At 45.7% G+C, this 22,798-nt stretch carries 18 protein-coding genes and 1 tRNA gene; 10 read left to right on the top strand and 9 right to left on the bottom strand.

Going from position 1 to position 22,798, the window contains the following annotated elements; all coding sequences use genetic code 11:
* Positions 1 to 369: 369 nt before the first annotated feature.
* Positions 370 to 1,179, top strand: coding sequence for a tRNA cyclic N6-threonylcarbamoyladenosine(37) synthase TcdA (gene tcdA, locus CKQ84_RS12120; RefSeq protein WP_105251478.1), 810 nt, complete (start codon positions 370 to 372; stop codon positions 1,177 to 1,179).
* Positions 1,180 to 1,265: 86 nt separating this feature from the next.
* On the opposite strand, the gene CKQ84_RS12125 is transcribed toward tcdA, so the two are convergent.
* Positions 1,266 to 2,891, bottom strand: a complete 1,626-nt coding sequence (locus tag CKQ84_RS12125; protein WP_105251479.1) for an ATP-binding protein — start codon at positions 2,889 to 2,891, stop codon at positions 1,266 to 1,268.
* 167 nt (positions 2,892 to 3,058) lie between these two features.
* Here CKQ84_RS12125 and CKQ84_RS12130 point away from each other — a divergent pair, with 167 nt between their 5' ends.
* Positions 3,059 to 3,670: a superinfection exclusion B family protein gene (locus tag CKQ84_RS12130; RefSeq protein WP_105251480.1), complete on the top strand. Its 612-nt coding sequence runs from the start codon at positions 3,059 to 3,061 to the stop codon at positions 3,668 to 3,670.
* Between the two features lie 141 nt (positions 3,671 to 3,811).
* Here CKQ84_RS12130 and CKQ84_RS12135 read toward each other — a convergent pair whose 3' ends face one another.
* Positions 3,812 to 3,943: a DUF3149 domain-containing protein gene (locus CKQ84_RS12135; RefSeq protein WP_105251481.1), complete on the bottom strand. Its 132-nt coding sequence runs from the start codon at positions 3,941 to 3,943 to the stop codon at positions 3,812 to 3,814.
* 311 nt (positions 3,944 to 4,254) lie between these two features.
* On the opposite strand from CKQ84_RS12135, the gene CKQ84_RS12140 reads away from it, so the two are divergent.
* Positions 4,255 to 5,844: a bacteriohemerythrin gene (locus CKQ84_RS12140; RefSeq protein WP_105251482.1), complete on the top strand. Its 1,590-nt coding sequence runs from the start codon at positions 4,255 to 4,257 to the stop codon at positions 5,842 to 5,844.
* A gap of 146 nt (positions 5,845 to 5,990) precedes the next feature.
* A tRNA-Leu gene (locus tag CKQ84_RS12145) sits at positions 5,991 to 6,077 on the top strand.
* Between the two features lie 87 nt (positions 6,078 to 6,164).
* Here CKQ84_RS12145 and modC read toward each other — a convergent pair.
* From modC to modA, 3 genes are read right to left on the bottom strand one after another with little or no spacing between them, the layout of a single operon-like run.
* Positions 6,165 to 7,250 (bottom strand): molybdenum ABC transporter ATP-binding protein ModC, encoded by a 1,086-nt coding sequence (gene modC / locus CKQ84_RS12150; RefSeq protein ID WP_105251483.1) that lies wholly within the window; start codon positions 7,248 to 7,250, stop codon positions 6,165 to 6,167.
* Positions 7,244 to 7,981 (bottom strand): molybdate ABC transporter permease subunit, encoded by a 738-nt coding sequence (gene modB, locus CKQ84_RS12155; protein WP_105253055.1) that lies wholly within the window; start codon positions 7,979 to 7,981, stop codon positions 7,244 to 7,246. The genes modC and modB overlap by 7 nt, the downstream gene beginning before the upstream one ends.
* A gap of 16 nt (positions 7,982 to 7,997) precedes the next feature.
* Positions 7,998 to 8,789, bottom strand: coding sequence for a molybdate ABC transporter substrate-binding protein (gene modA / locus CKQ84_RS12160; protein WP_105251484.1), 792 nt, complete (start codon positions 8,787 to 8,789; stop codon positions 7,998 to 8,000).
* Positions 8,790 to 8,994: 205 nt separating this feature from the next.
* Here modA and CKQ84_RS12165 point away from each other — a divergent pair, with 205 nt between their 5' ends.
* The 6 genes from CKQ84_RS12165 to CKQ84_RS12190 all read left to right on the top strand — a co-directional run bounded on the left by CKQ84_RS12165 (position 8,995) and on the right by CKQ84_RS12190 (position 17,318).
* Positions 8,995 to 9,774, top strand: a complete 780-nt coding sequence (locus CKQ84_RS12165; RefSeq protein ID WP_105251485.1) for a TOBE domain-containing protein — start codon at positions 8,995 to 8,997, stop codon at positions 9,772 to 9,774.
* Between the two features lie 271 nt (positions 9,775 to 10,045).
* Positions 10,046 to 10,711: a hypothetical protein gene (locus CKQ84_RS12170; protein ID WP_105251486.1), complete on the top strand. Its 666-nt coding sequence runs from the start codon at positions 10,046 to 10,048 to the stop codon at positions 10,709 to 10,711.
* A 249-nt stretch (positions 10,712 to 10,960) separates the two neighbouring features.
* Complete coding sequence (locus tag CKQ84_RS12175) at positions 10,961 to 11,977, top strand: IS110-like element ISSba19 family transposase (protein ID WP_105251487.1); 1,017 nt, start codon at positions 10,961 to 10,963, stop codon at positions 11,975 to 11,977.
* A gap of 613 nt (positions 11,978 to 12,590) precedes the next feature.
* A complete protein-coding gene (locus CKQ84_RS12180; protein ID WP_105251488.1) occupies positions 12,591 to 13,823 on the top strand; it encodes an efflux RND transporter periplasmic adaptor subunit in 1,233 nt (410 codons plus the stop codon).
* Positions 13,824 to 13,825: 2 nt separating this feature from the next.
* Complete coding sequence (locus tag CKQ84_RS12185; protein WP_105251489.1) at positions 13,826 to 15,859, top strand: MacB family efflux pump subunit; 2,034 nt, start codon at positions 13,826 to 13,828, stop codon at positions 15,857 to 15,859.
* A 7-nt stretch (positions 15,860 to 15,866) separates the two neighbouring features.
* A complete protein-coding gene (locus tag CKQ84_RS12190; protein ID WP_105251490.1) occupies positions 15,867 to 17,318 on the top strand; it encodes an efflux transporter outer membrane subunit in 1,452 nt (483 codons plus the stop codon).
* Between the two features lie 114 nt (positions 17,319 to 17,432).
* Here the strand turns inward: CKQ84_RS12190 and CKQ84_RS12195 are convergent, their stop codons facing one another.
* From CKQ84_RS12195 to CKQ84_RS12215, 4 genes are all read right to left on the bottom strand, one after another.
* The gene (locus CKQ84_RS12195) at positions 17,433 to 18,575 is read right to left on the bottom strand and encodes a site-2 protease family protein (RefSeq protein WP_173913176.1); all 1,143 of its coding nucleotides are present in this window, start codon (positions 18,573 to 18,575) and stop codon (positions 17,433 to 17,435) included.
* A gap of 231 nt (positions 18,576 to 18,806) precedes the next feature.
* Positions 18,807 to 19,184 carry a DUF4144 family protein gene (locus tag CKQ84_RS12205; protein WP_028759298.1) on the bottom strand — a complete coding sequence of 126 codons (378 nt, stop codon included), beginning with the start codon at positions 19,182 to 19,184 and terminating at the stop codon, positions 18,807 to 18,809.
* Positions 19,185 to 19,431: 247 nt separating this feature from the next.
* Positions 19,432 to 21,120: a DUF342 domain-containing protein gene (locus CKQ84_RS12210; RefSeq protein WP_105251492.1), complete on the bottom strand. Its 1,689-nt coding sequence runs from the start codon at positions 21,118 to 21,120 to the stop codon at positions 19,432 to 19,434.
* Between the two features lie 480 nt (positions 21,121 to 21,600).
* Positions 21,601 to 22,644, bottom strand: coding sequence for a methyltransferase (locus tag CKQ84_RS12215; protein ID WP_105251493.1), 1,044 nt, complete (start codon positions 22,642 to 22,644; stop codon positions 21,601 to 21,603).
* Positions 22,645 to 22,798 lie beyond the last annotated feature (154 nt).

Genomic DNA, 22,798 nt, shown 5'->3' on the forward strand with positions numbered 1-22,798 from the left:
TGCTGTTGAGCTTTTATGCGGCAAAGTCTGCACAGACTTGAAATGATAAAGTGTGATCTTGATCATGTTTCATATAAAGGATGGCTTATTCAACATATTGTTTTACAAGTGAAATACATGTTTTTATTAAGTCGATTACCAAATTACTCGGTTGTAAATGATGGGCCTTTGCTTTTATTACACTCATTTAGTATTCGTATCCCTTTGCATCTGGTGTTTGGTGGCTGAGGATCTGATTTCGGTTTATGTCGATATCGTTTAGAATCCACGGCACATTTCTGGTGTTGCTTTTAAGCTGTCCCAGCTGGTGTTTACTGGATGCTAGGGCAAGCGCTCCTGCTGTTATTGGGTAATATAAGGTAAGTATTTATGACTGAGGCCTATCTAAATCGATTTGGCGGAATTGGCCGTTTGTATGGACAAAAGGCTCTGGCTAAATTTGCCACATCCCACGTGGTGGTGATTGGTATTGGTGGCGTCGGTACTTGGGCGGCAGAGGCCTTAGCGCGAAGCGGCATCGGACAGATAAGCTTGATGGATTTAGACGATATCTGTGTCACTAACACTAACCGTCAAATTCACGCGCTCAGTTCCACTATCGGCAGCTCTAAAGTCGCTGTGATGGCGCAGCGGATCCGTGAAATTAATCCTGATTGCCAAGTGAATGAAATTGAAGATTTTATTACATTGGATAATCTAGGCGAGTATTTGCTCGGGGCTAAAGAGGGTGGCAATATTGATTATGTTATTGATTGTATTGATGCCGTTAAGCAGAAGGCTGCGTTAATTGCTTGGTGTAAACGTCAAAAAATTAAGATAGTGACAGTGGGCGGTGCGGGTGGACAGACAGATCCGACGCAAATTCAGTTAACTGATCTCGCTAAAACCTACCAAGATCCTTTGCTAGCCAAAGTGCGTAATATTTTGCGCCGCGAGTATAACTTCTCTAAAAACCTGCAACGCCGGTTTGCTATCGATGCTGTTTTTTCCAGTGAGCAGTTAGTGTATCCCCAAGCCGATGGCTCAGTGTGCGTTACTAAAGCGGCGGCTGATGGCAGCATGAGGATGGATTGTGCTTCTGGTTTTGGGGCTGTGACTATGGTAACTGGGACATTTGGTTTTGTGGCGGCAAGTCGCGTGTTAGCGCGATTGGCACAGCAGGCTCAAGAGGCGGTTTAAACTCTTAAACTAGATTCAGTCAAGATATCACCGCTTTCAAGGGCGGTGATACCCCTTCAATATTATGTAATTTCATTAGGTTATAGTTAGATATAAAAATCTTGTTGATTATTGACTGGTTCACATTGAGTGTATGGGAATTTAATATCAAATTGTGGGCCGCCTAGTTTTGAGTCTGCGCGATAACTCATAGTGCCTTTCAACAGTGTTGCGGCATTAAAGGCCGCTGATAATCCTAAGCCAGTACCACCTTTATTACGATTTGTAGTAAAGAAGGGTTCGAACATGTGCTCAGCAACATCGGCTGGAATGGCTAAGCCATTATTTTGAATGCTGATTTGAATTGATTCTTCATCCAAAGTCGCACTAATGTGGATAAGATTGTCTTCATGTCCTTGGAATGCATGGGTAAAGGCGTTCGAGAGAATATTACTAACAATTTGATTTAACAAACTGATATTGGTTTTGATATTGAGTGTAGGCTCCACGTTGATCTCCGTTGAGGCGTTAACATTGGGATGCATAATTAATGTCGACTCTAGGATTTCATGTAGCTGCTGGTTTAGATTACAGCATTGGTGTTCTTCATGACTGCGATCGATGGCGATCGTTTTAAATTTTTGAATTAAACTACTGGCTTTGGTGATATTACGGACAATGAGTTCACAGCTTTCTTGGTACTCATTAAGTATTTCATTTATCTCATCTAGTGTGGCTTGATCGCTGTGGATCAGGTCGATCAGTTCTTCAATATGGCTGAGCTGCGCACTTGCCGCCGTCAAACAAATGCCAATTGGGGTGTTTATCTCATGTGCAACCCCTGACACGAGTCCACCCAAGGCCGCCATTTTTTCTTGCTCAACTAAAACCTGTTGTGCTCGTTTTAGTGCGCTAAGGGATTGTTCTAACTCTAGTGTTCTTTCTTTTACTTGCCTTGCGAGCTCTTCTTTATAGCTACGTTCGAGCTTGAGTAGCCGCTCTCTATCTTCTAAGGCTATTTGCAGTTCCGTCTTAGAATTCTTTAAGGCGCTAAATGAGCTTCTAAGTTGTACTTGCATGCTATTGATGGAATCGGCGACTTGTTTGAATTCATCAATTTTTTCATGACGGTCAAATTGTAGTGGCTCGTATTCATGGTCTATGTCGATATTTTTGCAGTATTGGCTGAGTTTATCTAAGTGTTTAGTAATGTTGAACCACACTAAAAATAGAATAAACCCAGCCACTAAGAAGGTTTTAATGCCATTAGAAAGCAGAATGATAATGGCCTTATCATACAAGCGTTGATAGATAGCATCGACATCGACTTGTATTTCGAGTGTGCCGACATTGATGTTTTCAGTCGGTGATTTATAGACTAAAGGAAAGGTTTTATCTAAGGAGTGTTCTTGTTTCTGCTCGCCTGCATTCCATGCTTGGCCGCTGTCATCTTTAATCGAAATATAGTTAATATCGGGCAGCTGAATTAGCCCATTGAGCTGAGTGTTAATGAGCCGCTCGTCAATAACCCAAATACTGGCGGCGAGCACATCTAAGTTCACCTTTTCCATGTTGGAAAATACTCTATCGATACGCACTACATCATTGCGATAATCACTGATCAACTGATATGCAGTGGTGATTAAGGTGATAACAGAACTAAAAAGTACAATAGACAGGGTAAGGTGCCTGCCTATGGGGCTTTTGATAAGTTGGCTAAAGAATGTCAGCATCTTAAATTTTCTTTATGCAATAGCGGCTTGAGATGCTTATAAGCATAGACCTACAGATCCAGAAAGTGCATTTTCTCGCAGATAAAATCAACGAAATTGTCTTCATTTGTGGCATTAAATTTGCTTATTAGCCGATAAGTTCAATTTTTTGTCACTGGGATAGCACTATGTTTAAACTCAAGCTGGATTCAGTTAAGTTTTTTAGCCCGAAGAAAATGATGTTTAGAGTCATGCTGTGGCTTATGGTGAGTTGTTCTGTCTTACTTCTTATTCCCCCTAATGTGCTGGCAGTGCTGGCGCTCGATAAATTTGTGCCAGAACATGCACAGTTTGTTGGATTAGGTCTAATCGTTTCTATCGCTTATTTTTTGAGTCAATTAATTAACTTAGGCTTAGATGAGTCTATCCGTCATTTAAGTGATAAGCGCGTTATTGAGACGATTGAAGCTAAAGTGAATCTACTTGATCCCGCTGAGCGAGCTTTAGTGAGGGAATTCTTTCTTCAAGGCGCCACGATTTTGACTCTGCCGCAAAATGAACCCGCTGTAAAAAGTTTAGTGAATGCCTGTATCTTAGAGAAGCTCGGTAATGAGCGCCATTATGCAATTCAGGGACCGACCGCTGACTATAAGATTGCCATGAAAGCGCGTATGTACCTCAACCGTGATGTGCTGCGTTTGCCAGCCGGTGAGCCGAGCCAAGAAGAAATGCAGTCGTTGATTAAGGCGCGCCCGCAATTTTTGAATGGATTAGTACAAAACAGAAAACACGCAGCATAGGCGTGTTCTACCTCACTCGGATGAGTGCTAGCTATGGTTTAGTTAGCATTTTTAACATGCGAGACAACAAAAAATGGGGGTGATAAAACCCCCTAGATTTTGCATTTATACAAGAAACATGAAGAACAACTGGAGCAAAAACTATGGTTTCGGTGCCGACTTCACAATGAACATCCAAGTGATATAAGACACTATCCCTATTGTGCTAAAGATAACGATCATTGAAAGTAAGCCTATGGGGTTACCAAACATTAGATCTAACCAAAATGCCATGACTGAAATCCTCTTTCCTGTGAAGTCCTCGCTAAATTAGCGGTATTCGATAGCTAAAATACTGATCTCGATCAATAAAAAATCGACATAGGAATACAAAGTCATAACCCTTAGTTAACTCTGTGATCTTGGTCAAATTTAAGGATGTGCTTAACAGCGACGAGTTCAAACAATTTAGCTTTGTTTCTTCTTCCGTTAGCGTCTAGGATTAACCTATTCAACTCGATCGATATTCAGTTAACGCGCTATTCCATTTATTCGTTCTTGTTTTTATATGAAGGCGCGATATCAGTTTTTTAAAGGAGTAAAAAATGGATTCTAAAAAAAGTCACAAGGATTCAATGGGATATAATTCTATCTTTGCGCCACTATTGTTGCTGATTTATCCCCTCTATTGTTTGGTGATCACAGGGCACTTTGTTGCTATTTTGTGTTTAAGCGCGCTCGCCGCCATTTTAATGTTCAACATAAATAAATTAATTCGTAATTTGAGACAACTTGAACGTGCAGCACACCACTTAGGCGAGGGAGATTTAAGTTATCAATTGGAAGAGAAAGATGCGGGTGTGTTCATTAAGGTAGTACATAACATTAATCGCATGGGTGAGGATGTCAGCCGTACGATTTTGTCTTTATCTGATACCTGTGAAGGGATGAAAAAAGTCGCCTCGGATATCAAGGTTATCAGTGAACAGGCAAAGCAAGGCGTGTTAGAGCAAGAGCATCAAACTGAACTGGCAGCCAGTGCAATGACGCAGATGGTTTCAAGCGTACAAGCCGTATCGCAAAATGCGGTGAGTGCTGCGCAGGCAGCTGATATTGCCCAAAGTTCTGCTAAGCGCGGCGATCAAATCATGAATGGCATAGTCACTAAAATTGGCGCTATGTCGCAACAGATCCATGATACTCGAACCGTGATCGAGCACTTGGCCGCCGACAGCAACAATATCAGTAGCATTATTGAAACCATTTCGCAGGTGGCCGAACAGACCAATTTACTCGCCTTAAATGCTGCCATTGAAAGTGCGAGAGCGGGTGAACATGGCCGCGGTTTTGCTGTAGTTGCCGATGAAGTGCGTAATCTTGCTAAACGAACATCCGAAGCAACGGTTGAGATCCAGCAGCAAATCGCCGCATTACAAAAAGGCGCACAACATGGTGTTGAAGTCATGTTGAAAAACGTGGCGATTGCCGACGAAACGGCTGATATGGTTGATCAAGCTCACAGTGCACTCGGGCAGATTGTCGCTCAGGTGGAGACCATTACCGATATGTCCCACCAAATTGCCACAGCATCGGGACAACAACATACAGTAGCTGAGGAAATTAATAAAAATATCAGTGTGATGGCTGAGCTAGCCCTGAGTAATGCCTCCCACACCAACAACACTAACTTATCGAGTTTGAAAGTGTATAACATGTCGCAGGAAATCGGCTCCTTGCTGCATCGATTCCATGTGAATGCGGCATTTTTTAATTCGAGTCAGGCGCAAAATAAACTCTTTGTGAAATGGGGGCCTGAGTTAGACATAGGAATGCCAGAGATCAATCGTCAACATCAGCGCTTAGTCTCATTGATCAATGAATTACACCGCACATTAAATGAAGAGTATGGACTTGAAGCCATCAAACGTATCGTACAAGGGTTAGTGGATTACACCGCCAATCACTTTGCCTATGAAGAGGAACTCTTTGCGCGTTTTGGTTACCCTCAAACTGACAGTCACAAGGAAAAGCACGGCAAGTTAGTTGGGCAAGTACTTGATTTTCAAAAGCGGGTTGTTAGAGGTGAAGATGTTGCCGATGAATTAATGGCTTTCTTGAAAGCTTGGTTGGTAAACCATATCCAAAAAAGTGATAAAGAATATACCGCTTTTTTATTATCCCATGGCGCAGAATAACCCCAAGAGCATGATTTTTGAGCGGTTAAATGCAATTTGTATTAAAGTCGCGGCAAAAGACTTGCCATTGTCATAAGCAAAGGTATAATTCCCAGCACTTAGAGACAGCCAGTTGTTTTGATTGCTTCTAAGTGCATATTTGATATGCCAGTGTGGTGAAATCGGTAGACACAGGGGATTCAAAATCCCCCGCCCTTAAAAGCGTGCCAGTTCGAGTCTGGCCACTGGTACCAAATCCTTCAGATGAAGGAACTAAAACCGACCTAGAGTCGGTTTTTTTGTGCCTGAAATTTGGTTTTCGAACGGTGCTCTAGGTTGAGCTAGTGGGATTCGGCGATATCCATTTGCGTCATAGTCACGCCTTTGATTTGTGCATAAATCGCTTTTCCATGAGTGAGTTGCAGTTCGTCGCAGGCCCAAGGGGTGATGTTGGCCCAAAGTTCATCGCGGCCTAGGGCGATTTTTAATTGGATTTGCTCGCCGTTATCGCTGGGGTATAACTCTTTAATTTCTCCCTTTAGCAGGTTGCGGATACTTGAGCCTTTGGGGATCTCAGTGCAAACCGAGACATGATTTGCCTGAATACGCACTTTGAGTTTCTTTGCCGTTTCAGCCAGATAGCCACTTACCCACAAATAGTTTCCATCATCCATCACGAGTCGCGTCATGGGGTAGTCGGGATGTCTGTCGGCGACCTTTGCACTGAGGAGTGAGCTGAGTTCCTGCAATGGCACCCAAGGCCGCATTTGCTCGCTATTCCACACTTCACTTAAGGCCCCTTGGGCGATCAATTTCCCCTGATGCAGCACCAGCATATAATCCGCCAGTTGTAAGATCTCATCTAGGCTGTGGCTCACATACACTATTGGCAGTTTTAGTTCCTGAGATAAGGTTTGCAGGTAGGGCAGCAACTCGCGTTTACGGGGTAAATCGAGTGATGCCAGCGGCTCATCCATCAGCAGCATGTCAGGTGATGTCAGCAGGGCACGGCCAATGGCAACCCGTTGTTTTTCACCGCCCGATAGCGTGCTGGGATAACGACTGAGGAGTTTTTCAATCCCTAGTAGTTGCACAATTCTATCGAACAAGACTGGGTTAGCTTTACGCACACCATAGTTGAGATTGCCCTTCACGCTATAGTGCGGGAACAGTCGTGCTTCTTGAAATACATAGCCAATTTGGCGTTTCTCTGGGGGAAGGTTCACTTTGCCTTGTTGATAAAGCAGTTTGTCGCCGAGGCGGATTTCACCGCTATCTGGGGTCGAAAGCCCGCCAAGTAGGTTCACGAGCGAGGTCTTACCCGCACCCGAGCGGCCAAAAACGGCTGTCACGCCTTGCAATGGCAATTGGGTATCGACTTTCAGTTGCAGTTGTCCGAGCCGTTTTTCAATATTTATCCTTAGCATACGCTTGCTGTCCTCTGCAGGGCTTTTTTACTCAGCCATTGGGAGGCGAGTAAAGACGCGAGCGCGATAACGATCGAGATAATGCACAGGCGCATGGCCTGATATTCTGCCCCTGGGGTTTCAATAAAAGAGTACATGGCGAGCGGAATTGTACGAGTTTCACCGGGAATATTAGAAACGAAGGTAATGGTCGAGCCAAATTCCCCTAGGCTGCGGGCAAAGGCGATAATCATGCCTGACACTATCCCTGGAGAGGTGAGCGGCAGTGTGATGGTGAGAAATACTCGCCATTGACTGCTACCTAAAGTGCGTGCGGCCTGCTCGAGTCGAATATCAACGGTTTCAAAGGATTGGCGTATGGCTCTGACCATCAGCGGGAATGACACTATCGCCGCCGCGAGGGCCGCACCGCGCCAACTAAAGCTAAAACTGATGCCAAACCAATTAAATAACCACTGGCCGATAAAACCTTGGCGGCCCATGCTGATCAGCAAGAGGTAACCCACTACCACGGGCGGTAACACCAGTGGTAGATGGAGCACACTGTCAAATATAGCCTTGCCAGGAAACTCGACCCTTGCCAGTAACCAAGCGCACAAAATACCCAAGGGTAAACTGGCGATAACGGCAACGGATGACACCTTTAAACTGAGCAGCAGTGCGGCAATTTCATAGTCGCTTAAAAGAGAGCCACTTAGCAGAGAGCCGCTTAAAAATGAGCCGCTTAACAAAGAACCACTCAGCACCCTAATTCACTCCAAAGCCATATTTCTCAAACACATTTTTTGCGCTTGGGCCCTGCAGATACTCATTGAACGCTTTGGCGCTTGTGGTCGATTCTTGTTTGACTAAGGCGATAGGGTATTCAATTGGGCTGTAACTCGTTTCTGGGAAGGTGCCAACGATTTTGATCTTTTGGGCGACTTTCGCATCGGTTGAATACACTATGCCAAGCGTCGCTTCACCCTGTTCAACCAAAGCGAGGGCGGCACGGACATTGTTAGCACGGGCGAGTAAGGGCTCAGCGGCTTGCCACAGCTTGAGGTTTCCGAGGGCTTGCTTGGCATATTGTCCAGCGGGTACATGATCAGGGTCGCCAACAGCCATACGACTGCCTTTTAATGCGGCTTTAATATCCCAATCGCCATTGAGCACGACTTCTGTGATGGGACTATTTTTCTCGGCAATCAAGACTAAGGTATTTTTTAACAAGGTTTTTCGGCTGTTAACATCGACCGCTTTAGCATCGACCAGATAATCCATCCACTTTTGATTCGCCGAGACAAACAGATCGGCGGGTGCACCATTGGCCACTTGTTTTGCCAGTGTTGAGGAAGAGGCGAAGGAGAATATCACCTTAGTATTGTGTTCTTTTTCATATTGCTGGCCGATTTCGTTAAGGGCATTGGTGAGCGATGCTGCTGCAAAAACAGTCACTTGCTCATTGTCTGCCGCAAAAATTGGGCTAGATGTCAGTACCATTGTGAATAATGAAGCCGTGGTAAAACGCAGTAATTGCTTAAGGTAAATGGATTTCATTGTGTTCCTCCGTGATAAAAAGAGATCGTTATATACCAATCTATACATCGATCATTCAAGCCCTAAGCAATCAATTAGTGATCTGTGTGCGGTTTCTTGCGGATTAATGGCATTCATCCGCTGAAATATCTCGGCAATCTTATTGGTATCCTCAAGACGATGAAGGACAATAGGACTCAAGTCAGACTTGGGTGCTGGATAGACGATGGATTTACATGCATTACTTACGCTTTCCCTCGGGGATAAGCCCTTCGCCAATCCTAGGCGGATAAGCCTGCTTGAGCAGATTGCCAACACAGGCTCGATCAGTCAAGGTGCCAAGCTTGCGGGGATCAGTTATAAAGCGGCGTGGGACGCGATCAATGAGATGAACACCGCCATGCCCGAACCCGTAGTGTGTAGCGAAAAGGGCGGCAAAGGCGGTGGCGGCGCTAAACTCACCGAATTTGGCGAACGGTTGCTTAAGGTGTATTCCATCACCTCCCAAGTACAAGAAATGGCTTTGGCTGCCTTGCTCGATGAGTCCGTCGATATGCACAGTTTATTGGATGTGATGGCGCATTTCTCTCTCAACACCAGCGCCCGCAATCAGTTAACGGGGCGTATCAATAGCATTGATTCATTTGGATTAAATGACAACATCAGCGTGACTTTAGCGGGCGGACAACAGATTCAGATTTCAGTGACCCATTCGAGCTGCGAACGCTTGCAGTTAGCCCTGGATAAATCTGTGTTGTTACTGTTTAAAGCCCCCGCTGTACTGGCGACGACTCATGTCTGTGAAGTGGATGGGCAAAATTGCCTAAGTGGTCGTTTGCTGAGCGTGACTGAACTTGGTGATAAGGCCGAATTAGCCATAGATATTGATGGCAAAGACATCATCTATTCAGTGATGCCACTCACCCAAATGCAGAGTTTGGCTGTCGGCGAATCATGTTTCGCCTGTTTTGATGCCACGCAGGTGATCCTCGCCAGCATGAATTAGTCGAATTGAGTGATTCATTCAGTTAATCATTGGTTTTGCCTGTGACTTGGCGTCATTGTTTTCGCAATGGGTTGACTAGGTATTAGGTCGTTTCTTTTTGTTTCATTTTTTAGAGAAAATCAAAGCCGTGAGGCTTTACCACCTGATTTTTAATCAAGAGTCGACCAAGGAGTGCAGCTCATCCGAGCATTTTTATTTTTTAACCCTATAAAAATAGACTAAAATTCTGCCATTGAACTTAATGTTTGCTTCTATTACATGGAGAGTATAATTGATTCCACTACCATCAAATTATGATGATTTAGATCCTCACTTTTCTACAAGTTCAGATAAGATTTCGTACCCAGTAGATACAACTCCGAGGCGATATTTAGAGTTTGCGATAGAAGATATTACTGTTGGTTCACCAGAAAAAACTAGCAGAATTTTGGTAAATGCTTTGTCAAATGCTAAAAGAGCATTGCACTTACAAGTGGAAACAATAGCGAAAGCTTTTGGCTTTTCTTCAAGTAGAAAAGGGTTTCCAAATTTCCATGATTACTTAGATTTTTGTCAGAAATGTGGGATCGTAACTCCAAGAATTCTAAAGAAACTTAATACCGTTCGTAATGCTGTAGAACATGAATATTACATACCTAGTGAATCCGAAACTGAAGATTTCATTGATGTGGTTGAATTGTTTCTAGCGGCAACAGATAAATTTATTTATCAATTTCCAACATTCCTTGAATGGTTGCCAAGCATTGTAGATGAGAGTGTAAAGTTTGAAATAGGTTATGTTGAACTGATTCCTTATACGGGACGTTTGTTACTTCAGTCAGGCTCAAGCAAGTCGGATAATGATTTGGAATTAGACCCCAGTATGGATGAGTACTTTGTGTGGCTGAAAGTTCTTTGTTGCGGAGTTCATCAGGGATACATTGAAAACAGAAGCTAACATGGCATTTAAATGTAACAAAAAAACAATTAGCTATGTTTTACCTCAGAACCTCAATAATTTTTTCTGCCTTTTATCTTAGCTGATTAAGACTGATAGAGATGCACAAAAGTTAACAGGATTAGGTACTTTCATGGAAGTGACCGTTCGTGGCATGGATAATGGAATGGACCCATCCACTTTTAATCGGCCTCGCAATGGGCCACGATGTAGTCGCTAAAACTCATCAGAAAGAGGACGGGTCCACCTATGAAGATTACTACAATCGGTTTAGATATCGCAAAGTCTGTTTTTCATGCTGTTGGCGTCGATAAAGCGGGCAAGTTAATTAAAAAGAAAATGCTTAGACGTAAGGACTTGCTTCCCTTTCTCGCTCAAATAGAGCCGTGTCTGATTGTGATGGAAGCCTGTGGTGGAGCAAATTACTGGGCCAGAGAGTTTGAGCTGTTGGGTCATAACGTCAAGTTGATCGCCCCTCAATTTGTGGTGCCTTTTCGGCAAGGTAATAAAAATGACTACAACGATGCCTTAGCCATCGCAGAAGCGGCGCAGCGACCCAACATGCGTTTTGTGAAGCCAAAAGGCGTCGCGCAACAAGATGTACAACTTCTCCACCGCATGCGTGAGCGTTTAAACAAACAATCAACCGCCTTAATCAATCAAGTCAGAGGGATGTTAGCGGAATACGGCATTGTGATAACCAAAAGTAAATCGGCTTTTAAAGTACAGTTCCCAGATATTTTAGCGGATGAAACCAATGCGCTGACCACTAAAGGTCGGGCCATTTTTTATCAGTTATATGAAGAATTTAGTGATATAGAAAAACGGCTTAAGGGTTGTGACGTTCAAGTGCTAACTGAAACTAAAAACAATGTGATTTGCCAGCGGTTAGAGACTATCCCTGGTATTGGCCCAGTAACCGCTACCGCCTTTTATGCGGCCGTCGGTGATGGTAAAGATTTCAGTAATGGTAGACACTTTTCAGCTTGGTGTGGCTTGGTTCCCAAGCAACACAGCAGTGGAGGTAAAGATAACCTCCTTGGAATAAGCAAGCGGGGAAATGCTTACTTACGTACCCTGTTCATCCACGGCGCCAGAGCCGTGTTGCAACACAGTTGTCATAAACAGGATAAATTTAGTTGCTGGGCAATCCTGTTAGCAGAACGCCGAGGTTTTAACCGAGCCTGTGTAGCCGTCGCCAATAAACTCGCGAGAATGGCATGGGTTATCGCGGCGCATGACGAAGAATATCGACTTCCAGTATAGTGCTGAATAGAGTCAATAAACGTTAATAATTAACCAACCAGCAAGTTGCTAAGACACTTGATTTGATGATGAGACAGTCAGACTGATCTACTGAAAACCTTAGTCGGGCATAGGCTCATAATGAAGCCGCAAGGATGATAAGGACAGTAGAAGCAGATATCCATCAGGGCCAGAGGAATCCCTCAATAACAGGCCAAATATATGGGTGCAATGAACTCTTCTCAAAATCGCTATCGAATGTTTTGCAAACCGGACGGGTCCATATATGCCACGTTCGAGCATACAAGGATGTACTTGCTGCGAGTCACTGGAGTGACAGTGCATAATCGATTATAGGAGGTTGATGAATAATCATGTCTAGTATCTTATTTAAGCTAATACCATTTATTACTCTGTAAACAACCTTTGCACTAAAACACACATTGCTGCCTAAGCACTACTCAATCGTGCTTTCCTTGTCAATTTCTACACAGATATTTGCAAATCTTTACCTGTTAACGACACTTCCTTCGTCTACTGTCTTTGGCTAACTCTATATACTGTTGGAACAATTTCAGTTCCTTAGCAAGATGAATGCTTGCTGTCTTTAGCATTGATGGACACGACAATACCGATGATAAAATCCTCAAAGCGTAAATTGCTGCTCGCGTTAAGCGGCTTAATACTCCTTAGTGGCGGTGCTTATTTTATGTGGCATAAGCCTGAAACAGCACCTACCTATGTAACTGAAGCGGTGCGCCGTGGCGATATCGAAAACTCAGTGCTGGCCAATGGCATGTTGCAGGCATCCAAACTGGTGAGTGTGGGCGCACAGGTATCGGGGCAAATCTTAAGTTTGCCGCTGGCACTGGGTGATGAAGTAAAGAAAGGCGATTTGATTGCTCAGATTGATAGCCTAGCGCAGCAGAATAATTTGAAGGATGCCCTCGCATCACTCAAGAGTATCAATGCTCAGTTCCGTGCTAAACAGGCGCAGATCCGCCAAGCTAAATTGGAATTTAGCCGCCAGCAGCAAATGCTTGCCGATAAGGCCAGTTCTCGTGCCGATTATGAAGTGGCCGATGCTAATCTAACGGTTTATCAAGCCGAGCTTGAGCAATTAGAAGCGCAAAAACAACAGGCTGAGATTAACGTCGACAGTGCCAGAATCGATTTAGGTTATACCAAAATTACCGCGCCGATGGATGGCACTGTGGTGTATTCCGCGGTGGAAGTGGGGCAAACCGTTAACGCTAATCAAACAACACCGACCATAGTTGAAATGGCGCAGCTGGATACCATGACAGTTAAAGCGCAGATTTCCGAAGCCGATGTTGTCAATGTCCATCCGGGTCAAGCCGTGTATTTCACTGTCCTTGGAAAACCGAATCATCCCTACCGCGGCGTTTTGAGGGCGATTGAACCTGGGCCGATTTCGATGGATGGCGACGATAGCAATATGAGCTCTAGCGACTCAGACGCCATTTATTACCATGGTCTGTTTGATGTAGAAAACCCTGACCGCACCTTGCGTATCGGCATGACGGCGCAGGTGTCTATAGTGTTAGCTAAGGCCGATGATGCGCTATTAGTGCCTGCGCAGATATTGCGTATAAAGCCGAGGGAGAAATCCGCGGCGCCAGAGGCTAGGTCTGTCGAGCGTAAAGCCCGCAGCGGCCCGCAATATCAAGTGCCTGTATTAGTTGATAACCAAGTGCAATATGTGGATGTCACAGTGGGGATTAACAACAAAATCAATGCTGAAATCACCGCGGGTTTGAAGGAAGGCGATCAGGTTGTGCTTGGCATGCCGTCTTCCGATGATGGCAGCAGTAAATTACGTCGCCCACCTAGCGTGAGGTTTTAACAGTGACAACGGCATTACTTGAAATTTCAGGTTGTTATCGCACTTTTCAGGCGGGTGAGCAGCAACTCACTGTGCTGAAAGATGTGAACTTGTCGATTGGCCGTGGCGAGATGGTGGCGATAGTTGGTGCTTCTGGCTCGGGTAAATCGACCCTAATGAACATTCTTGGTTGTTTAGATAAGCCGTCAAAGGGCGCGTATTTTATCAACGGCCAAGATACCTCGACTATGGACGTTGATGAGTTAGCACAGCTGCGCCGCGAGCACTTTGGTTTTATCTTTCAGCGTTATCATTTACTGGGCGATTTGACCGCCATAGGCAACGTCGAAGTGCCTGCTGTGTATGCGGGTAAAGAACGCACGGTTCGTAAAGACAGGGCCGAGCATTTGTTAACGCGTTTAGGCCTTGGCGACAGGCTTGACCATAAACCCAATCAGCTCAGTGGCGGACAGCAGCAGCGGGTCAGTGTGGCGCGCGCTTTGATGAATGGCGGCGATGTGATCCTTGCGGATGAGCCAACAGGTGCACTTGACAGTCACAGCGGCGAAGAAATGATGCAGTTGTTGCAGGAGCTGCACAGCGACGGTCATACCATCATTATCGTGACCCACGATATGCACGTGGCGCAATATGCCGACCGCATTATCGAAATCAAAGACGGCGTGATCATCAGCGATGAGCGCAGTCAGGATAAACAAACGGCTAAGCCACAAAGCTCGACGTCACAAACTTCGACGTCGCAAAGCTCAACGTTACAAAATATGGCGCCACAAAATCCTAGCGGTGCAGTGGCAGCAAAAGACAGCTCGCGTGCGCGGGTGGCTTCGTGGGACAGATATGTCGAAGCGCTTAAAATGGCGCTGGTGGCGATGTCGACCCACAGGTTACGTACCTTCTTGACTATGCTCGGGATTATTATCGGTATCGCCTCTGTGGTTTCTGTGGTGGCCTTAGGTGAAGGCTCGCAGCAGGCCATCCTCAAAAGTATCAGTTCGATGGGGACTAACACGATTGATATTCGCCCCGGTTCTGGTTTTGGCGATAGACGCTCGGCGCGGGTGCGCACCTTAACCGCTACGGACGCCAATGCCCTTAAAAATCTGCCCTATGTTGATAGCGTGACGCCAAGCATTGGCTCTACTGCCACGGTTCGTTTTGGTAATAAAGCGGTATCGGCATCGGTGAATGGTGTGGGACCTGAGTTTTTCCGTGTAAGAGGGTACGAGTTAGCGCAGGGCCAATTTTGGGATGATGCCAGTGTCGCATCGCTCGCCCAAGATGCGGTGATTGATGACAACACCCGTAAGGAGCTTTTCCCTAACAGCGCTGCCGACAATAACTCGGCGATAGGGCAAGTGATTTTCCTTGGAGATTTACCCGTACGTATCATAGGTGTGACTCAACCCAAAGAAAGTGCTTTTGGTAACAGCGATGCGCTTAATGTATGGGTGCCTTACACCACAGTTTCTGGCCGTATGGTGGGTAAAAATTATTTGGATGGTATTACCGTTCGACTCGATGAAACTGTGCCGAGTAACGCGGCGGAGCAGGGCATTATCGCGCTGCTTAAAATGCGCCACGGCACGCAAGATTTCTTCACTATCAATACCGATACCATTAGGCAGAACATCGAAAAAACCACTGCGACCATGACCTTACTGATCTCGGCTATCGCGGTGATTTCCCTTGTCGTTGGCGGAATTGGGGTGATGAACATTATGTTAGTGTCTGTGACTGAGCGGACCCGTGAAATCGGTGTTCGTATGGCGGTGGGTGCGCGCCAGAGTGATATTTTGCGCCAGTTCCTTATCGAAGCCATTTTAGTGTGTTTGTGCGGTGGCACCTTAGGCATCGCCTTGTCCTACTTGATTGGCGTGGTGTTTGCTCAAACGGGAGGCAGTTTCCAAATGATTTATTCCACCACCTCCATCGTTGCCGCCTTTGCCTGTTCGACCTTAATTGGTGTGCTATTTGGTTTCTTACCCGCCCGCAATGCGGCGCAGTTAGATCCCGTTGATGCATTAGCCAGAGAGTAATAACACCATGAATACTAAACTTTTTAATCAGCCATTTTCGCTTCGTAGCAGTACTATTGCTGTAGGCGTGGCTTTGGGAATCGCTTTGCTAAGTGGCTGCGGCAGTGTTATGCGTTCAGACTTTGAACCGCCTGCATTGGCAATTCCAGAACAGTGGCAACACACCACAGTGAACGAGCAAGTAAAAGTCGACCCTTGGTGGCAGCAGTTTCATCAGCCCGAGCTCGATAAGCTGGTCAGCCAAGTGTTGATCACTAACAATGACTTAACCCTGGCGACCTTAACGCTGCGTAAAGCACGCTTGCAGGCAGGGCTAACGCGGGATGATCTATACCCACAGTTATCGGCAAACCTTGACGCTTCCCGTAATCAGCCACTGGAGGGTGGCGATGCGACTAAGAGTTATCAAGCGAAATTGTCCGTGAGTTATGAGGTGGATTTGTGGGGCAAAGTGTCGGCCAATATCGACCAAGCTCAATGGGCTGCGCTGGCGAGCGCCGAAGATAGGGAAAGTACTACCCAAAGCCTAGTGGCGACCACCGCATCTTTGTATTGGCAGATAGGTTATTTAAATCAACGGATTGATTTAAGCCAAAAGAGTATCGAGTACAGTCAGCAAACGCTGGCATTAACCCAAAGGCAGTATGATTCTGGGGCCGTGACGCAAGTGAATGTGCTTGAAGCTCAGCGCAGTATGGCGGGACAAGAGGCTGCCCATAGCCAGCTTATTCAGCAATTAACTGTGGCTAAAAATGCCCTCGCGATATTACTCAATCAAGCGCCAGCCGCTGATCCAGTGCAGAGTTTAGCTTCAGGGGGAACTTGGGTTGAGATTAAGCAACTCCCCGACGTAGCAGTACCTGATGTTAGCGTGGGTGTACCCGCAGATTTGTTAGTGAGACGCCCAGATGTGAAGGCCTCCTTGTATCAACTGCGCTCCGCCTTGGCGAGTAAAGATGCGACCTATGCGAGTTATTTCCCAAGCCTGAGTTTAACCGGCGGTGTTGGGGAGTCGACCTCTGAGTTAAAAGAGTTGTTACGCAATCCCGTTGGCAGTTTAGGCGCAGGGCTAGTCTTGCCCTTTTTGCAGTGGAATCAAATGCAAATCAATAATGACATTGCCGATATCGATTATCAAACCGCAGTGGTGAATTATCGCAAGACGCTTTATTCCGCCTTTGAAGATGTCGATAACGCGATTTCGGCTAAGCAGCAATATCGCTATCAAGGGGAGAAGTTGGCGCAGCAATTCAGTGCAGCGGCGGCCGTTGAAGCCATTTATGAGAGCCAGTACCGCAATGGCGCTATCGGTATTCAGAATTGGATTGATGCCCAAGAGAATCGTCGCAGCGCCGAGGCGGCTTTACTCGAGAATCGCTATAACCAACTCACCGCCCAAGCGACGCTTTATCAAGCCCTTGGCGGCAGCGATATCGCTCCGCCTTTGGCAAAGGAATAGCGCATTTTTGTAAAAGCATCACAGCGCGACAGAAAAATAAAAAACCGCTATTAATAGCGGTTTTTTATATTGCTCAGGGTGAGTGTTTGAATCTGTGCTTAGCCGTTAAGCGGATTAGCTGCGTAATATTTGCAGCGGCAAGCTGAGCATATCATCGCCCGTTCCCGCTAAGTGCCAGATGATGCCGACTAAGGCACCAACCGTGAGCAAGTACCAAATAACCGAGAAGATTTGCCCGTATCTGTCTAATGGCAGCAGGTGGCTTTGATGGCGAGTGCGCCACTCGAAGATGATTTCTAAGCTACCGATCAACAGCAAGAAGCCCAATAGCGCTAAGCCTAAGGTGTAGCTGATATACACACCAAAAGCGGCACCTGCGGCGCAGGCGACCAAGCCCATAATGCTGTTCATCGAAAAGCTGATGCTCTTTAAAATATGCCCGCCATCGAGTGGCAGAATAGGCAATAAATTAAATAGGTTAAGCAGCGCATTAAAGGCGGCAAGGCCAGCAAAAAACACATTGCCCGTTGCGTGGTAAGCAATCAAGGAAGCGATGGACATCAAGAGCCCAAAGGTCGGTCCCATGATAGAAATCACCACATCTTGCCAACGCGTATTAATTTTCTCATCGGAGAGCGCGAGTCCGCCCATAAAGGGAATAAGGTAAATCCCTTTGGTCTTCATCCCAAAATATTTCATTGCGCGAATATGGCCATATTCGTGGAATACCAAACAGGCGATAAGTGCGAGGGCGAATTGGAAGGAGAATAGCCAAGAATAAGCGGCAACACTGGCGCCCGCTAACACTACCTTTATGACTTTAGCGCTCTTTAACAGCTTAAAGCCGAGGGAGGCGAGTCCTATCATGCTGATTTTTTGCTGCTTAACGATGGGCGTTTCTGGTGTTTGGCGTTCGATATCTTTCTCTGTCCGTCGCCCTTGGTCGATAATCTTGTCATCCATCAGCAAGCAGTAATCGAGGCGGAAAGGCTGCCAAACGAGATCGGTTTCGAGGCGAACTTGGATTTTAGCTTCTGTCATGGCGATGGCTTGCTCACCACTTTCTGTCACCAATGGGCTGCTGTGATGGGTGAGCTCAAAGACATGGACTTTGAGGCCGCCATTATCGACGGAAGCTTCTTTTTGTGAGACTAAGGTGTTGTCCCAGTAGAGTTGTTGCCAGCCCGCGAGCGAGCCTTCTAAGCGCAGTTGTTTGCCTAAGCAGTCAATCTTAAGTAGTTCCAATTTCGGTTCCATCTGTTTGTATATTTAGTGCCAACTTAAACGTCATCTCTTGAGTCGACGCAGAAAACGGTTATTTTGGAGTGCATCTTAAGCGCTTTACCGTCTGGCTTAGCGCTGTTACACCGCGGCAAATTATGCCTGTGAATTGATTATGAGGATATTAGCTTTTAAGGTCATATTGTTTTTTATTGATTAACTGAGTTATTGATAGCCATTTATTATGGCTTATCATGTGCTTGCTGTTTATTCATCGAGGGTACGAACAATTTCGATGCCTTGGGCAATTGTCGTGAAAGCCAGTTTAGCAACACAACATTGTCCTAGTGCTTGGGCATGATTTTGAACCCATTTGATAAATTCATTGAGTGGCAAATCCTGTTTTTGGCGCAGTAATCGAGGTAATTCGCCAACAGGATCTTCATGGATTTTTTGTGGACAGGCACTGATAAGGTATCGCTGCCCTTTGGAGTCTAATAATTGATCGGTTTCGATGAAGTGATGCTGATAGAGACAGGCCAGTTCGAGCCAATCTCTTTGATGTTCTAGGTAAAGTAATTCGTCATTTTGAGTCAGTTTTACAATCGCTGGCCATTCAATACTCGACATCTTAACGCTAGTCATTTCAGATCCTTAGGAAGTTTAAAATGGGCTCTGAGGTATTCTCTGAGATCAATCGGCGGCAGTAGACAAGGATTAGGATTTAGCAAGAAGGTGACTTGGCATACTGCTGCGTGCGTTTATCTGTGAGCAGTATGCCACGCTTGGAGAAGATAGATAGAGGCCAGAACGAGTTCAGAGGTTTGGCTACCGAGCGAAAGCCGCCTCAGCACTGGCTGAGCGACCAATAAGTTAAGAACCCTAGTGAACCTTATGTGCTCGGTGCAGCTTTGGCCTTGGCGTTATAGTCAAAGTTAATCTCTTGATTAACATTGGCAATACAACAAGTGCCGTGTTCACGTGCCGTACGGTGATTTGCTGGACCTATATGCAGCTCAACGTTAAGGAATACGTGTTTAAGCACTTCGATACGGTATTTTTCGTAGTAGCCTTCGACTTCTTGTTTAAAGGTATCGAATTCAAGCTCTTCACGGGTACGTTCGTCCATGATGCGATTCTTTTCATCAAGCATCATCTTGATTTGCTCAATCATAACCGCGTCAGCTTGCCATTCTGACTTGGGGGGCAGTTTATTGAGGCGAGCCTCGATATCTAAACTGGCGACGACCATAGCTTTAACGCTCTCATCGAGTAGCTTGAGATCTTGCTTGAGTTCAGCCTGTCCCATTGCGCAGTAAACGTCAGTTTTAGTCCCTGCCGTTGCACCTATGACAACCGCCGTGATGCCTTTTTCAGCGTGTGCGACTCCGCCAACCAGATCGCCACGACGACCGCTAGGATCGCTGACCGTTAAACTGCCGGCGGTTTTGGTATTACTGTGCAGCAACTGTTTAGTGACTAAGATATTACCTTTGGCAACTAATTGAGAATATTGTACAAATTGGGCGCTGATCTGGCCTTGAGAATAGATATTGGTAGAGTATTCATTGGCTTTAATCTGGCGGCCAATGATGCCTTTACTCACAGTGACATCGCCTTCTGCTTCAAGGGTGGCGGAGTCTACAAACCCCATCACGGTAATATCGCCTGAGCTTTTAACTATCATGCCCTCGTGGACATCACCTGTAATTAAAATACTGCCCTTGAAGGTGACATGGCCTGTGCTGATGTCGACATCTTTAAGTTGCAGTACATCATCGACATTCATACCTGTACGGGTTTCGACGGGTTGCCCCGGCACTGTGGCGATCAGCTTATTGGGATCTTTGGGATGAAAGGCTGTGCCTGTTCCCACTTGAAGCACGGCATCCTTACCTGGTTTTTGTTTAAGGACTTCGCCCTTGATGTTGTAGCCCGGAGTGCCTTCGGTGGCTAAATGTTTAACCATCAAGAGATCATTGGCTTTAACAACGATCATTGCGCCTAAATTGCGCATATCGACACTGCCATCTTCGCGCTCTTGTGGCTGAAGCAAGCGTTCGCGCGCAAGGAATACTTTGCGTTCTAATACCGCATTGAGTCCATTAACAGGGGCTTTGCCTTGGGCTATTTCACTTTGGCAGATTTCCCCTGGCTTGAGTGTGCTGAGTTGCTTTAGTAGAGCTTGAATTTTGAGTTTGCTTAGCCCCATGCAGACGTTGTTTTTTTTGAGATGAGTGAGGATCTCTGGCAAATCTATCTGTTTACCACCCCATGCTGCGGTAAGTTTAAGACTGGCTTGCATTTTATCGGGACTAATCTCGATAGCTATGCTGCCATCGCGACGTTCGGCCAAAGTAGTATAGAGCTCAAATTTTCCATCGTCTTGATTACAAAGAGAGTTGATTTTAGCGACGGTTTTAGTAATGGCTGGCTCTAGCGGAAACAGGGCGGCGAATTCAGGTAAAGACAACAGGCGCATTATGTCTTCATGGGTGACTGGACCATGGACATTCGGGATCAGGCGCAATTCAGCTTTTGTCTTATCGCTGTTTAGCTCTATGAGTTCAGGGTCCAGCATAGGGGCATTCCTAGTAATTGCGTTTTATTCTTGTTAAGAAGCTGTTTTGAGTATAACAGTAGAAACTTAGGGTAAAGAAGCCTTTTTGGCTGCAAAATCAGCAAATGTTGTCATTTTGTTGTTAATGGTCTATGAGTGAATTTTAAAATAGTTTTTTATAAAAAATTGAGTCTTATAATCAGTGTTATCTCTGGTTTTATAACAAAAATTACTGAATAAACCACAACTTATATTGATTTTGGGTTTAACCATTATTTTGATGTTTTAAATCGAATCCCTATGTTAGGAACGGCTGTTGAGTGACTATAAGTGGGGGATTGTCAGAATCGCTGGCATGCGGCAGATCACAATATTGAATTTTGTAACACGATGAAAGTGAGGTTTTATCTGCAAACAAACAGGGATTGGGATAAGAGTGAGTGGCTGGTGTTGCCAATAACGCGCTTCAGCGAAAGCATCTGCGCGTTATTAATCAAACATCTATTTGTGCTGGAAGTAATACAACTTGTACTTGTTGTTGTCGGCAACCACTTTCAATTGGCCAAATTCGGCGGCGATAATATCGGAATAGGGCAGGTGGCGATTGGCGACTATTTGCCAAATACCATTATGTTGTAATTGCTTAGCACTATCGGTGACAAAGTTCTGCGCTATGCTGGTGGTGCTGGCGAGGCCATCATGAAACGGCGGATTAGAGATAATGCCGTTAAATTTTCCTGTGGTTTGCGTGAGCCCATCGGACGGATACACTTTGGCTGTCATGCCATTGGCCGCCAGGGTGAGTTCACAAGAAGCTAACGCCATGGCATTAATATCAACGCATTCAAGGGATAGGCTTGGTTGTGCTTTTAGTAGGGCTGCGGTGATCACGCCTGCGCCGCAACCAAAATCGAGCACTCGACCCGAGAGTGTTGGTAGGTGTGACAATAATAATTCAGTGCCGAGATCTAACCGTTTTTCGCTAAATACCCCGACTAAATTACAGATACTGATCTCGCCTTGCGGCGTTGTGAGTTGATACTGACTGACCCAGTCGCTAAGTTTCATTGCCGGGGCGCTGCCCTCTAAATGGCTACCAAACAGCAGGCAGTGGCGGGCGTTATCGAGTTTCATCCCCGTCGCAAAATACTCAGGCAAGAGTTTAACTAAAGACTTAATGCCGCCTTTGTTTTCCCCAACGACTAATAGCTGGCCGTTAGGCACAAGATGGCTGGCGGCGAGGTTAAACAGATAAGGTGCGAGGGGTTTAGCCTTGGGGAAATAAACGATAACCGTATCGTACTTTTCAGGTTTAATTGGGTCTTGATGTGGCAGTTCGTGGCCGAAGTAGCAACGCAGTTTTGAATTCGCGTGCGGCGCTAAGTGTAAATAATGGTGATAATCCAAGGCGAGGGCATCGACCGAGGCCGCGACATCGAGCAGGGCTTTTGGCAGTAGATCGGCTTCATGATTGAGCACTAACACCTTATGTTGGCTTAGGCTGTCTTGATTACGAATAATGACTTGCGATGGATTAGTTAACACAGTTACTGGCACCGATAGACTTAAGTGTGGGCATTATACCCGTTATTCACGCCCGAGCCAGTTTGCATCGAATCACTGCACTAAGACCTAATAAAATCCCTAATAAAAAGACCCAATAAAAAAGGCAACTGCATTATGCGGTTGCCTTATGTGA

Source organism: Shewanella sp. WE21 (assembly GCF_002966515.1).
In the GTDB taxonomy this organism is placed as follows: Bacteria; Pseudomonadota; Gammaproteobacteria; order Enterobacterales; family Shewanellaceae; genus Shewanella; species Shewanella oncorhynchi.

What these genes read in the sequence shown, in the direction of transcription:
- tcdA (WP_105251478.1), top strand. Translation starts at nt 370, where the DNA reads ATGACTGAGGCCTATCTAAATCGATTTGGCGGAATTGGCCGTTTGTAT.
- CKQ84_RS12125 (WP_105251479.1), bottom strand. Translation starts at nt 2,891, where the DNA reads ATGCTGACATTCTTTAGCCAACTTATCAAAAGCCCCATAGGCAGGCAC.
- CKQ84_RS12130 (WP_105251480.1), top strand. Translation starts at nt 3,059, where the DNA reads ATGTTTAAACTCAAGCTGGATTCAGTTAAGTTTTTTAGCCCGAAGAAA.
- CKQ84_RS12135 (WP_105251481.1), bottom strand. Translation starts at nt 3,943, where the DNA reads ATGGCATTTTGGTTAGATCTAATGTTTGGTAACCCCATAGGCTTACTT.
- CKQ84_RS12140 (WP_105251482.1), top strand. Translation starts at nt 4,255, where the DNA reads ATGGATTCTAAAAAAAGTCACAAGGATTCAATGGGATATAATTCTATC.
- modC (WP_105251483.1), bottom strand. Translation starts at nt 7,250, where the DNA reads ATGCTAAGGATAAATATTGAAAAACGGCTCGGACAACTGCAACTGAAA.
- modA (WP_105251484.1), bottom strand. Translation starts at nt 8,789, where the DNA reads ATGAAATCCATTTACCTTAAGCAATTACTGCGTTTTACCACGGCTTCA.
- CKQ84_RS12165 (WP_105251485.1), top strand. Translation starts at nt 8,995, where the DNA reads ATGGATTTACATGCATTACTTACGCTTTCCCTCGGGGATAAGCCCTTC.
- CKQ84_RS12175 (WP_105251487.1), top strand. Translation starts at nt 10,961, where the DNA reads ATGAAGATTACTACAATCGGTTTAGATATCGCAAAGTCTGTTTTTCAT.
- CKQ84_RS12180 (WP_105251488.1), top strand. Translation starts at nt 12,591, where the DNA reads ATGATAAAATCCTCAAAGCGTAAATTGCTGCTCGCGTTAAGCGGCTTA.
- CKQ84_RS12190 (WP_105251490.1), top strand. Translation starts at nt 15,867, where the DNA reads ATGAATACTAAACTTTTTAATCAGCCATTTTCGCTTCGTAGCAGTACT.
- CKQ84_RS12195 (WP_173913176.1), bottom strand. Translation starts at nt 18,575, where the DNA reads ATGGAACCGAAATTGGAACTACTTAAGATTGACTGCTTAGGCAAACAA.
- CKQ84_RS12205 (WP_028759298.1), bottom strand. Translation starts at nt 19,184, where the DNA reads ATGACTAGCGTTAAGATGTCGAGTATTGAATGGCCAGCGATTGTAAAA.
- CKQ84_RS12210 (WP_105251492.1), bottom strand. Translation starts at nt 21,120, where the DNA reads ATGCTGGACCCTGAACTCATAGAGCTAAACAGCGATAAGACAAAAGCT.